This window comes from Ureibacillus thermophilus (assembly GCF_004331915.1).
Taxonomy (GTDB): domain Bacteria; phylum Bacillota; class Bacilli; order Bacillales_A; family Planococcaceae; genus Ureibacillus; species Ureibacillus thermophilus.
This window is the reverse complement of record NZ_CP036528.1, coordinates 2,779,078-2,790,866: the sequence shown is the minus strand read 5'-3', so window position 1 is coordinate 2,790,866 and position 11,789 is coordinate 2,779,078. Positions and strand designations below refer to the sequence as shown.

Here is an 11,789-nt window from a genome sequence, read left to right as displayed (position 1 = left end):
TCTATACATGATGCACGAACGTTCCGCTTTTTCCTCCTGTTTTTTGGACAAGATAAATATCTTTAATGACCATCCTTTTATCAACAGCTTTGCACATATCATAAAAAGTGAGGGCCGCCACACTTACAGCCGTTAATGCCTCCATTTCAACGCCGGTTTTTCCGGTGCATTTTACCGTTGCTTGGATATGCAATTCGTAGCCGCTTTTCGATTTCGTATATTCAAATTCAAAATCAACGCCTTGCAACATGATTGGGTGGCACATTGGAATAAGGTCCGGCGTTTTTTTCGCCCCCATAATTCCGGCAATTTGCGCCACTTGCAATGGGTCGCCTTTTTTGATTCCTCCCTTTTGTATGGCTTCGTACAATTCATCGGATAAGGTAATTATGCCGCGTGCGATGGCTGTACGCTTTGTTGTATCTTTTTCGGAAATATCGACCATTTTCGGACGACCTTCTTCATTCCAATGGGAAAAATTACGCATCATTTTTTCTCCTTTTTTAGAATTTCCAGCAAATCTTGTTGGGTATTAATATTGGCAAAGGTTTGGCATTCCTCATCAAATTTAACATAGCAAACCTTCAGCTCCTTTAAAAAGTCTTTCATGCTTCTTTTATGTTGTTGAATGACAGAATCAAGTATCGGCAAAGTTCTACGCCGATAAATGGCAGCAAGGGGCTGGATTTTTGAATTTTGCTTTGGGACGATGGCTTCATACCGGTCATCGATTTGGTTTAGCATTTTGCGGATAAAATCTGCGTCTATAAAAGGCATATCGCTTGCCAGCACAACAAACCAATCAACATCAGGAAAATGTTGCATGACGTTTTGGAGTGCAACTAAAGGCCCTTGATGCAGTGTTGTTTCAATATGGAACACCACATTTTCTTCCGCAAAATTTGGCTGTAGTTCGGCATTGGTTGCGATGATGATAGGATGCAAAGAATTTCCTTGCAAAGCTTTTAAACTTTTTTTATACAAAGGTTCTTCTTCAAAGATTTCAAACATTTTTGGGCGGCCGAATCTCGATGATTGACCTCCTGCTAAGACAACCCCTGCCATGTTCATTGGCGGTTCAGCTCGCTCACAAAATGTTGCACCGTTGGGAGAATAAGTTTGGTCATGGCAAGCGTTACGGCATTTTGGGAGCCTGGCAATAAATAGATGGCTGTTTGATTTCTGCATCCCGCTGTGGCACGGCTAAACATCGCTTTTGCTCCGATTTCTTCATAGCTTAAGTAGCGGAACAATTCCCCGAAGCCAGTCATTTCTTTCTCCAAAAGTGGAACAATCGTTTCGTAAGTTTGGTCCCTTGGTGTAAAGCCGGTGCCCCCTGTCACGATAATGGCATTGATGCTTTCATGTTCGCACCAGTTTTGAATGTGGCTTGCGATTTCTGAAGGCTCATCTTTGACGATTTGGTAATCTGCAACGTGAAAAGAAGCCCCTTCAAGCAATGATTTGATTTTTTGTCCGCTGAGGTCATCGTCTTTTGTACGTGTGTCGCTTACCGTTAAGATAGCGGCATGGATAGGAATTTGTTTTGTAAGGTGCAATAGTAGCCCTCCTTTGGTACATTTCTATTTTTAGGAAATTATAGTTTATCATAATAGTTGAAGCAAATTTTTGTAAAGGAAAGATGGGTCATGATGAGTGATCGATATTCAAGACAACAATTATTTCGCCCCATTGGAGAAAAAGGACAGGAGATGCTGAAGCAAAAACACGTCCTGATTGTAGGCATTGGTGCATTGGGCAGCGCATCGGCAGAAGCCTTAGCAAGAGCCGGCGTCGGGAAACTTACCTTGGTGGACCGGGATTATGTGGAGTGGAGCAATTTGCAAAGGCAGCAATTGTACACGGAGCAGGATGCAGAGGAGAAACTGCCTAAAGCGATTGCAGCAAAAAACCGGCTTCAAGCAATCAACTCAAGCATTGAAGTAAAAGGGTATGTACTTGACGCTTTCTCCGAACCATTTGCGGAACTCTTAAAAGATGTGGATGTAATTTTGGATGCAACGGATAATTTTGATGTCCGCTATTTAATCAATGACCTTTCCCAAAAATATTACATTCCTTGGATTTATGGTTCCTGTGTGGGAAGCTACGGTGCCACTTACACCATCTTTCCCGGAAAAACCCCTTGCCTTCGCTGTTTGCAAAAGGTCATTACGAATACAGGGCTCACTTGCGACACGATTGGCATCATTAGCCCAGCGGTTCAAATTACCGCAGCCTATCAAGTGGCAGAAGTGTTGAAAATTTTAGTGGGTGATGAAGAGGCGCTGAGAAAGACGTATTTACTCTTTGATGTATGGAAAAATCAGCATTATGAAATCAATGTGGAAAAAATGCAGAATGAGGATTGTCCTTCATGCGGGATGCATCCGACGTTTCCGTTTTTATCTTATGAATCTCAAACGAAATTGGAAGTATTGTGCGGTCGGGATGCGGTGCAAATTCGTCCGGCAAAACCCCTCTCTTATTCTTTGGACGAACTTGCCCATCGCCTGCAAAATTACGGGAGAATCCAAAGAAATCCATTTTTAATTTCATGTCTAATGGAAAATGTTCGAGTGGTGATTTTCAAAGATGGACGCGTCATGATTCATGGCATTCAAGAAATTGAAAAAGCGAAAAGCATTTATTATCGATTATTAGGATAAAGAAGGTGTGTTAAGTTGTTGGAAAAAAGAAATCCCATACCAGTAGGGGAAGCGGTTCGTAGGGTAATGGAATTTGCCTTTGAAGCGAAGAAAGAAGTTGTGCCTTTAACGAAAGCGCATGGCCGTTTTTTAGCGGAAGATATTGCGGCAGATATAGATGTTCCAGCCTTTGACCGCTCTCCTTATGACGGTTTTGCAATCCGTTCTATCGATAGTAAGGGTGCAAGCAGGGACAATCCCGTAATTTTTAAAGTCGTGGGGGAAATTGGTGCAGGATATGTCTTTGAGGGAACGGTGGGCAAGCAAGAAGCGGTAAGAATTATGACGGGCGCTCCGATTCCTAAAGGATGCGATGCTGTGGTGATGCTAGAGTTGACCCAGGAATTTGAAGAAAATGGCCAAAGTTTTATGTCCATTAAACGTCCTTTTGAAGCAGGAACGAATATTTCTTATCGCGGCGAGGAAGTTCGAAAGGGAGAGGCACTCATCGAAAAAGGAGAGTTCATTAACCCTGGAGTGATTGCGTTGCTTGCAACCTTTGGGGTGTCGGATGTGCCTGTTTTCCGAAAACCGGTTGTTGGCGTGATTGCAACAGGCAGCGAACTGGTGGAGCCGGGGGAAGCTTTGCAGCCGGGAAAAATCCGCAACAGCAATGCTTATATGATGATGGCTCAAGTGGAGCGGGCAGGGGGTACGGCAATGTATTTAGGCAAGTTGAAAGATGACCTTGAAGAATGCATTGATGCTGTTTTGAAAGCGATGCAAGAAGTGGATTTATTAATCACTACTGGCGGCGTATCTGTCGGCGATTTTGACAATGTGCCTGCGATTTATGAAGCAATCGGCGCAAAAGTATTGTTTAATAAAGTGGCGATGCGGCCGGGAAGCGTGACAACGGTGGCTGTGAAGGATGAGAAGCTATTGTTTGGGCTTTCCGGAAATCCATCCGCCTGCTACGTTGGATTTGAACTGTTCGTTCGTCCAATTCTTCGGAAAGCATTTGGCTCTAAACGCCCGCACCTAAAAAGAGCCCAGGCCATCTTAGGGGCGGACTTTCCAAAACCAAATCCTTTTACCCGTTTTGTGAGAGGAACAGCTTTTCATGAAAATGGGACATTAAAAGCCATTCCTTCCGGGTTTGATAAATCAAGTGCTGTTTCTTCTTTAGCAAAAGCCAATGCTTTCATTGTACTCCCAAGGGGTTCCAGGGGATATGAAAAGGGAATGCAGGTGGATGTATTGTTGCTTGATGACCAAGAAGGAAGTGAGTGGCCTTGGGACGATATCGTAAAATCTTACAAATTGTAGGGTATTCTGGCAGCGGAAAAACTACGTTGATGGAAAATCTTATTTCCCAAGCAGCTGCTCAAGGTTTGCGCGTTGGTGCAATTAAACACCACGGGCATGGAGGCATCCCAGAGGAATTCTCTAAAGACAACGTTCGCCATGAACAAGCAGGAGCCTGTGTTGCAGCAGTGGAAGGGCACGGTACATTGCGTTTAAGCATTCATCAGGAGAGCTGGACATTGGATGAAATATTAATGATGTATGATTTGTTTAATCTCGATCTCATTTTGATAGAAGGCTATAAACAGGAACGATTCAGGAAAGTGATTCTTTTGCGAAGTCCAGAGGAGATGGAGCTGCTTGAAAAGTTGTCCAATATTTTATGCGTCATCCACTGGCCAACTTGTGTAATAGAGAAAAAGATGGATTATCCTGTTTTCTCCATTGACGAAGAGGAACGGTACATAAAATTTTTGATGGAAGAATGGAGGGGAAATCATGGGAACGTCATTGTTTGAAATTGTTGAACATCCCATTGATGTTGAAGAGGTCAGAAAGAAAGTGGTAAACCGCAATGCCGGCGCAATCACCTTATTTGTCGGAACTGTGCGTGAAATGACCAATGGGAAAAAGACGTTATTTTTGGAATATCAAGCATATCCGGAAATGGCGGTAAAAATGTTTGAACAGATTGCAAAAGAAATTAAGGAACGCTGGCCGGAAGCGAAAATCGCCATTACCCATCGAGTGGGCCAGTTGGAAATTACAGAAATTGCTGTAGTCATTGCCGTATCTTCCCCCCACAGGAAAGCAGCATATGAAGCGAATGAATATGCCATTGAGCGACTTAAACAAATTGTGCCAATCTGGAAAAAAGAGCATTGGGAAGACGGCAGCGAATGGATTGGCGATCAATTGGAAAATGTGCCATATGCGGAAGGAAAACCACGATTCTGAGAGGTGAACAAGGATGATTAAGGTATTGTTATTTGCCCACTTGCAAGAAGCCGTTGGACAATCAAAGGTCATGGTAGAGTTAGAGGGCTGCACAGTACAAGATGTGAAGAAATGGATGGAGAAGGAATATCCTCAACTTTCTTTGGAGCAAATGATGGCTGCAGTGAATGAAGAATTTGTCACAGATGATGCATTCGTAAAAGATGGCGATACCCTTGCCTTCATTCCGCCGATTAGCGGAGGGTGAACTTGAAGCAAATAAAAAGGAGGCCTCTTAAATTTTAGAGCCTCCTTTTATTTTTCAATTGAACCACTAAAAGTAGTGCGAAGGAAAGCAGGAAGATGGATATGCACCACATCCAAGCCCAAGCCATATTGCCTGATTCGATGGCAATATAAATGGCGGTTGGGATAGTTTGCGTTTCTCCCGGAATATTTCCAGCAAACATCAACGTTGCCCCAAATTCCCCCAACGCCCGGGCAAAGCTTAATATGCTTCCGGAGATGAGCGATTTTGAAGCAAGGGGGATAGAAATATACAAGAAAATTCTCCATTCGCTTGCCCCGTCAATTCTTGCGGCATCTTCAATATCTTTGTCGATGGCTTCAAATCCTGCTTTTGCGGATTGATACATTAAAGGGAAAGCGACGACCACCGCTGCAATTACCGCTGCATACCAAGTGAAAATGACGGGCTGCTGAAATAACCACTCTAAAAATTGTCCCACTGGGCTGTTTTTCCCAAAAATCACAATAAGGAAAAAGCCGACAACGGTTGGAGGAAGCACCATCGGAAGCAGAAGAAACGTTTCTAGCAGAACTTTCCCTCTAAAATTTTTCCGCGAGAGCAACCTTCCGGCAATCGTTCCAAAGACGATTACAATCATTCCTGCAATGGCAGCCGTTTTAATAGATAGCCAAACCGGAGTCCAAAATTCTTTATTTAACAGTAAATCCATAGGCTTCAAACACCTTTATTGCATTTTCGCTTTGCAAATATTGATAAAAGGATTTGGCTGCATCATAATTTTGTGATTCCTTGATGACCCCAACAGGATACATTATTGGCGCATGGATGCTTTCATCTGCTGTTGCTGCAATTTTGACTTTATCGGAAACTAATGCATCCGTTTTATAAACAATGCCTGCATCCACATTGCCCGTCTCCACATAGGACAACACTTGTCGGACATCTTTTGCATACACCAATTTGGATTCCACAGCTTCCCATAAATTCATCCGTTCAAGGGTTTCTTTTGCGTATAGGCCGGCTGGGACAGTTTCAGGCGTTCCAATGGACATTTTATGGATTTCTTCAGCTGCAAGGTCTTCAAAACGTTTAATGGAAGAATTGTTTTTGGGAACAATTAATGCAAGTTCATTTCCAAGCAGGTTGGTACCTTCTTCTATAATGCCTTTTTCAACAAGTTCGTTATAGGGCTCTATTGCCGCAGAGAAGAATAAATCGACAGGCGCCCCTTGAAGGATTTGCTGCTTAAGAGAACCAGAAGAGCCGTAATTGAAGGTTAAGGAAACATCCGGATGTTCCTTTTCGTAGTGCTGTTTTATTTCATCTAAAGCATCCTTTAAACTAGCTGCTGCGGATACCGTAAGTTTAACCTCTTTACTTTCCTGGTCGGAGTTCGAACATGCTGCAAGAATGAAAGAACATAACAAAATTGTCGTGAACATGCACAATTTTTTCATCAACAATTACCCCAGTCTTTAAAAAATCCGATTTTTTGTTTGGCTTTCAAAAAAATGTATTTTCTCTAAATCTATTGATAAGGTGTGAGGTTGTCCAGCTTGAACATTCGCTGTTGGTTTCAATCGGGCGGTGAAGGGCTGCTCTCCTAATTTGAAGTGGACAAGAACTTCAGCACCTAAAGATTCAACGATTTCTGCTTTTGCTTGGAAACTGATGCCTCTTTTTGGATTGAATGAAAAATCTTCCGGCCGAATTCCGATGATGATTTCTTGCTGATTGTAATCTTCTAAAAGAGTCAATTGACTTTCTAATAGAGGAATTGAAAGGGAGTCGATTTGAATTTTTCCGTTATTTATGATGCCGTTGAAAAAGTTCATGCTTGGTGAGCCGATGAACCCTGCCACAAATACATTTTTTGGCCGATTGTATATTTCCTGCGGTGTTCCGATTTGTTGGATAGTTCCTTGATTCATGACGACAAGGCGAGTAGCCATCGTCATAGCTTCAGCTTGGTCATGGGTTACATAAAGGGTTGTTGTTTTTAGGTGTTGATGGAGTTGAATGAGCTCTTTTCGCATTTTTATGCGTAGTTGAGCATCTAAGTTGGAAAGGGGTTCATCCATTAACAAAAGGTTGGCATCCCGGATAATGGCCCGTCCAATGGCTATGCGCTGCAGCTGCCCTCCTGAAAGTTCATTAGGCTTTCGTTTTAATAAATCTTCAATATGCAAAAGTTTAGCAATATTTTGGATGCGAGATTCAATTTCCTCTTTTGGGGTTTTCCGGCTTTTTAATCCGAAGGCCAAATTGTGGTAAACATTCATATGGGGATAAAGGGCAAAATTTTGAAAGACAAAGGAAACATTGCGTTCCTTTGGTGAAAGATGATTGATGCATTGCCCATCCATGATAATTTGTCCGTGGGAAGGCTCCTCCAACCCTGCAATAAGTCGCAATAGAGTCGATTTACCGCAGCCGGAAGGACCAACAATCACAATAAATTCCTGATCTTGAATCTCAAAATTGACATCCTTAATAGCATCGAATTGGTGATAGGCTTTGTGCAGATGCTCTAATTTTAACTTGACCATGTTACTCATCCTTTGGAGGTTGGAATGAATAGTTACAAAGATTGTATAATAATTAATGACGAATTTAAAGGAAAAAATTGTTAATTATTTGTTTTAGTCCAAAGAAATCGGATTTATGTAATGGTTTTTTCTGAGGCAATTTTGTTAATATAACTTTAGTAAAAAGAACGCAGGAGGAAATCCATGATTATACGACCGAAGCATTTAAACAAAGGAGATACAGTTGGAGTGATTGCCCTTAGCAATCCGATGGATGTAGAAAGTTTGCAAAATCCCTTATCGATCTTTAGTGAAATGGGATTACAATACAAATTAGGACAAACCATCGGACTTTCTGGAAAGTACTTGGCAGGAACAGATGAAGAGCGGGTGCAGGATTTGCATCAAATGATTATCGATCCGGAAGTAAAGGCGATTTTTTGCGTGACAGACGGATATGGTGCTGCAAGAATAGCTGATCAAATTGACTATCCATTGCTTGCTGAACATCCTAAAATTTTTTGGGGATGTTCAGATATCACGTTTTTACATATTGCCTTTCATCAGTTTTCCAATGTGGCAACCTTCCACGGACCTGCTCTTTCAAAAATTGTAGATGAACAATCGAAAAAAATGCTTTACCAATTATTTGCACCTTACGAAATTTTTTATGATGAAAGCCTTTCTCCGCTTGTGAGCATTATTCCTGGCGCGGTTCGGGGAGAAATTATCGGCGGGAACTTGCGAAGAATTGTGGATACCCTTGGCACAAAATTTGAAATTAATACGCTTGGCAAAATTTTGCTTTTGGAAGAAGCAGATTTGCAGATTGAAGAAATCGATCGTTTGCTGAATCAGTTGAGGCTTGCAGGAAAGTTAAAAGAAGCAAGCGGCTTTGCAATTGGAAGTGTTGGTAAGGAAGACATATTAGCTTTATTCAAGGAATATTTATCCCCATATAAAAAGCCAGCAGTAGCGGGATTCAACATTGGGCATTCGAAGCCAAACATCGGTATTCCACTAGGGGTTGAAGTGATTTTGGATGCGGATGAGAAATTGCTGCGGCTCTTGCCAGGAGTGGAATAAGCGTTAGAGGTGAGTTACATGGATTGGCTAAAAATACTGTCTTTAATTTGTATCGCACTCGGATTTATTATAGGTATTTACGGTTTGAAGAAAAGATCTATATTGACCATTATTTCAGGGATTTCCTTTTTACTAATTCCGATTTTCTTTTCATTTGGATGGTATGGATTTATTTTATTCTTTCCTCCGTTAGTGTTTGTTTTTTCCAATAACAAATCGAAAAAGTAGAAGGCTGGATAATCGCCGGCTTTAGCAAAATAATCGCCAAAGCGTAAAAGTTAATCGCCACCTAGGATAAGATAATCGCCAAACGAAAAAAATAGAGCTTTAGAAGAAATCGCCAATCGAAAAAGCCTTGCCCAAAGAAAAAGGCTGTTTAGAAAGAAAAATCTTCCTAAACAGCCTATTGTTATAACGGCTGCACCAAAAAAACTAGGTATCTTGTTTGACTTCCTTTGCGTTAGTTGGTCATTGGTTAAAAGTGATCAAGTGACAGGTCAACGGTAATCGGTTTACCAACTATCGATTCAAACACCATTGCAGCCGTTACACCCCGGGGAGGACTCTCACCGCCCCGAGGCATTAGAAATATTTAGAATCATCAAATTCAATATGAATTTCATAGTTTTTCGCGTTGATTAAATTTGAAAGGCGATGAGCTTCTTTTTCAAGCTGGATGGCCCGTTCCCGGTATTCTCGAGGTTCATATGTTGCAATTTGATAAAGCACCGTTCCTTCGCCAGTCGTTGTATAAATTTTTTCTTTCTCTGTATTCCCTAAATCTTTATACAAACTTGATTCTGCTCTCAGTTGTTTCGCCAATTCAATGGCCTCTACAATTGGCATTTTTTCCCCTTTGAACTCAATCGCATGGTCAATGTTTGCCCGATAGATGAGTCTATCCAATGTCCGCACATCTTTCCGTATTTCTGCGAGTTCCGCTTCAATTTCCGATAAAGCTCTGCCGGATTGTTTTGGGGTTTCTCCTTTTTCTACAATCACATGGGCGTTGTTGTGCATCTCATACACCAATTCTTGAATTTTTTTCGTTAAAATGGTTTTTAATTTAATGCCCTCTGCTAATGGAATCGTCTTCATTGTTTCACCTCAAATCGTAATGTTTGGATGTTCCTTGGTTAATACGGCAATGGTATAGTCCCCGCCTGCCACTTGGGTAAACATTTTGCCGCAAGCATTAAGCAGTTCACGGCATTCTTTTTCCTCCATAGAAGGGCATAGATAAAAAATTTGCAATGCTTCCGTCGTTTCTTCCGTCACGCTAGTGCGGACCGAATCCACAAACGGGCTTCCAAAAGCGCCATGGTCATCTTTACTATATAAAATATTTTTTAATTTGTTATACCGGCCATTTAACCCTTCATATCCCGTGTCTTCCGTTCCTAAAGCAATTTCCACATCCCCTTGAAGGTGTTTTACATCATATATGCCGATGGGGATTTCATATTGCAATGAAAAGAAATTATTTAAATCCACGGCTAAATGAACAGGCGATAAATAGTTTTGCTTTGCTACTCGGCGCATTAAACTCTCTGCAGAATGGCGATAACGGTTCGGATCCGCACCAAAAGCTTTCCAAATACTTCGCCACTCTTTAATGCCAGGCCGTTCAGTGACAGGCGTTTCCTGCAGTTCAAAATATAAATTTTCCTGAAATAATTGGAAACGTCCTTTGATCATTTGAGGCGATGGTGATACAACAATTTTGGTATAATGAATAATGCCGAATTTAAGATTTGGAATGAATGTAAATAGTTCATCTTTTACAGAAAAATTCAATCATAATCACCTGCCAATAATTTGTAATTATATTGTACCATAATATAGATAGGAGTTCGACAAGAAGGGAGGGGAAACGATGCTCGAACAGTTAAAGCAAGATTTAATTGAATATGCCAAGTCCATTGGAGTGGATAAAATTAGATTTACTACCGCCTCTCCCTTTATCGAAATGAAAAATCGGTTGAAAAGACAGCAAGAACTAAACTATCAATCCGGTTTTGAAGAGGAAGATATCGAGAAGCGGACGGAGCCGAAACAACTGCTTCCGGAAGGAGAAAGCATTATTGCCATTGCCTTGGCCTATCCTTCCAAAATGAAAAACCCCCCTACTGGTAAAAGGGGAGAACGGAGAGGGATTTTTGCCAGAGCTTCTTGGGGGCTGGATTATCATGTAGCGGTAAGAGAAAGGCTTGATTTAATCGAAAACTGGCTGAGGGAAAGGGTGTCCAATCTTTCAGTGAAATCCATGGTCGATACAGGGGAACTGGTGGATAGGGCAGTGGCGGAACGGGCAGGCATTGGTTGGAGCGGAAAAAACTGCTCAATTATTACGCCAGAGTTCGGTTCATACGTCTACCTAGGGGAAATGATTACGAATATCCCTTTTCCTCCCGATGAGCCCATTGAAAATGAATGCGGGGACTGCCGATTGTGCCTTGATGCTTGTCCGACCGGGGCATTAGTTGATGCAGGTCGATTAAATGCTAAGCGCTGCATAGCCTTCTTGACTCAGACGAAAGATTTTTTGCCGGATGAATTTCGGGGGAAAATTGGAAACCGGATTTACGGATGCGACACGTGCCAAACGGTTTGTCCAAAAAATAAAGGAAAGGCCAATTGGATTCATGATGAATTTATGCCAGATCCAGAACTGGCAAAGCCTTTACTTACGCCGCTATTAAAACTTTCCAATAAAGAATTCAAAAAGAAATTTGGCACGATGGCCGGCTCTTGGCGAGGGAAAAAGCCTATTCAGCGCAATGCGATTCTTGCCCTTGCCCATTTTAAGGAGCAATCGGCAGTGCCGGATTTAATTGAGTTATTGAAAGAAGACGAACGACCAGTCATACGTGGAACAAGTGCATGGGCTCTTGGCGTCATTGGGGGAGAAAAAGCAAAAGAAGCATTGCTTGAAGCTCTTCATTATGAAAAGGATGAAGATGTAATTATTGAAATTAAAAAAGGGCTAGAGCTATTGGGAAAGGCCTAGCA

The 11,789-nt window shown here is 41.7% G+C and carries 15 protein-coding genes; 7 read left to right on the top strand and 8 right to left on the bottom strand.

Annotated features, from left to right (window positions below):
* Position 1: 1 nt before the first annotated feature.
* From moaC to DKZ56_RS14105, 3 genes are read right to left on the bottom strand one after another with little or no spacing between them, the layout of a single operon-like run.
* Complete coding sequence (gene moaC / locus DKZ56_RS14115) at positions 2-487, bottom strand: cyclic pyranopterin monophosphate synthase MoaC (protein WP_208650552.1); 486 nt, start codon at positions 485-487, stop codon at positions 2-4.
* Positions 487-1,071 (bottom strand): molybdenum cofactor guanylyltransferase, encoded by a 585-nt coding sequence (gene mobA, locus DKZ56_RS14110; RefSeq protein WP_208650551.1) that lies wholly within the window; start codon positions 1,069-1,071, stop codon positions 487-489. The genes moaC and mobA overlap by 1 nt, the downstream gene beginning before the upstream one ends.
* Positions 1,068-1,559, bottom strand: a complete 492-nt coding sequence (locus tag DKZ56_RS14105) for a MogA/MoaB family molybdenum cofactor biosynthesis protein (protein ID WP_096552052.1) — start codon at positions 1,557-1,559, stop codon at positions 1,068-1,070. The genes mobA and DKZ56_RS14105 overlap by 4 nt, the downstream gene beginning before the upstream one ends.
* A gap of 93 nt (positions 1,560-1,652) precedes the next feature.
* Here DKZ56_RS14105 and DKZ56_RS14100 point away from each other — a divergent pair, with 93 nt between their 5' ends.
* Genes DKZ56_RS14100 through moaD form a run of 5 tightly spaced genes read left to right on the top strand, consistent with a single transcriptional unit; the run spans position 1,653 to position 5,160 of the window.
* A complete protein-coding gene (locus DKZ56_RS14100) occupies positions 1,653-2,669 on the top strand; it encodes a MoeB/ThiF family adenylyltransferase (RefSeq protein WP_096552578.1) in 1,017 nt (338 codons plus the stop codon).
* 15 nt (positions 2,670-2,684) lie between these two features.
* Positions 2,685-3,977: a molybdopterin molybdotransferase MoeA gene (locus tag DKZ56_RS14095; RefSeq protein WP_096552050.1), complete on the top strand. Its 1,293-nt coding sequence runs from the start codon at positions 2,685-2,687 to the stop codon at positions 3,975-3,977.
* Positions 3,938-4,474, top strand: a complete 537-nt coding sequence (gene mobB / locus DKZ56_RS14090; RefSeq protein ID WP_096552048.1) for a molybdopterin-guanine dinucleotide biosynthesis protein B — start codon at positions 3,938-3,940, stop codon at positions 4,472-4,474. The genes DKZ56_RS14095 and mobB overlap by 40 nt, the downstream gene beginning before the upstream one ends.
* Positions 4,455-4,913 carry a molybdenum cofactor biosynthesis protein MoaE gene (locus DKZ56_RS14085; RefSeq protein ID WP_208650550.1) on the top strand — a complete coding sequence of 153 codons (459 nt, stop codon included), beginning with the start codon at positions 4,455-4,457 and terminating at the stop codon, positions 4,911-4,913. The genes mobB and DKZ56_RS14085 overlap by 20 nt, the downstream gene beginning before the upstream one ends.
* A gap of 13 nt (positions 4,914-4,926) precedes the next feature.
* Positions 4,927-5,160, top strand: a complete 234-nt coding sequence (moaD, locus tag DKZ56_RS14080) for a molybdopterin converting factor subunit 1 (protein ID WP_208650549.1) — start codon at positions 4,927-4,929, stop codon at positions 5,158-5,160.
* Positions 5,161-5,194: 34 nt separating this feature from the next.
* Here the strand turns inward: moaD and modB are convergent, their stop codons facing one another.
* Genes modB through DKZ56_RS14065 form a run of 3 tightly spaced genes read right to left on the bottom strand, consistent with a single transcriptional unit; the run spans position 5,195 to position 7,712 of the window.
* Positions 5,195-5,872 (bottom strand): molybdate ABC transporter permease subunit, encoded by a 678-nt coding sequence (gene modB, locus DKZ56_RS14075; protein WP_096552042.1) that lies wholly within the window; start codon positions 5,870-5,872, stop codon positions 5,195-5,197.
* On the bottom strand, positions 5,853-6,620 hold the full coding sequence (modA, locus tag DKZ56_RS14070; RefSeq protein WP_096552040.1) for a molybdate ABC transporter substrate-binding protein: 768 nt from the start codon (positions 6,618-6,620) through the stop codon (positions 5,853-5,855). The genes modB and modA overlap by 20 nt, the downstream gene beginning before the upstream one ends.
* Positions 6,621-6,638: 18 nt before the next feature.
* Positions 6,639-7,712, bottom strand: a complete 1,074-nt coding sequence (locus DKZ56_RS14065) for an ABC transporter ATP-binding protein (protein WP_208650548.1) — start codon at positions 7,710-7,712, stop codon at positions 6,639-6,641.
* Positions 7,713-7,895: 183 nt separating this feature from the next.
* Here DKZ56_RS14065 and DKZ56_RS14060 point away from each other — a divergent pair, with 183 nt between their 5' ends.
* Positions 7,896-8,777 (top strand): S66 peptidase family protein, encoded by an 882-nt coding sequence (locus DKZ56_RS14060; RefSeq protein WP_208650547.1) that lies wholly within the window; start codon positions 7,896-7,898, stop codon positions 8,775-8,777.
* Between the two features lie 582 nt (positions 8,778-9,359).
* Here the strand turns inward: DKZ56_RS14060 and DKZ56_RS14055 are convergent.
* Both DKZ56_RS14055 and DKZ56_RS14050 read right to left on the bottom strand, forming a co-directional pair.
* On the bottom strand, positions 9,360-9,875 hold the full coding sequence (locus tag DKZ56_RS14055; RefSeq protein WP_208650546.1) for a DIP1984 family protein: 516 nt from the start codon (positions 9,873-9,875) through the stop codon (positions 9,360-9,362).
* Positions 9,876-9,884: 9 nt separating this feature from the next.
* Positions 9,885-10,574 carry a B3/B4 domain-containing protein gene (locus DKZ56_RS14050; RefSeq protein WP_208650545.1) on the bottom strand — a complete coding sequence of 230 codons (690 nt, stop codon included), beginning with the start codon at positions 10,572-10,574 and terminating at the stop codon, positions 9,885-9,887.
* Between the two features lie 79 nt (positions 10,575-10,653).
* On the opposite strand from DKZ56_RS14050, the gene queG reads away from it, so the two are divergent.
* A complete protein-coding gene (gene queG / locus DKZ56_RS14045) occupies positions 10,654-11,787 on the top strand; it encodes a tRNA epoxyqueuosine(34) reductase QueG (protein ID WP_208650544.1) in 1,134 nt (377 codons plus the stop codon).
* The last annotated feature ends 2 nt before the right edge of the window (positions 11,788-11,789 follow it).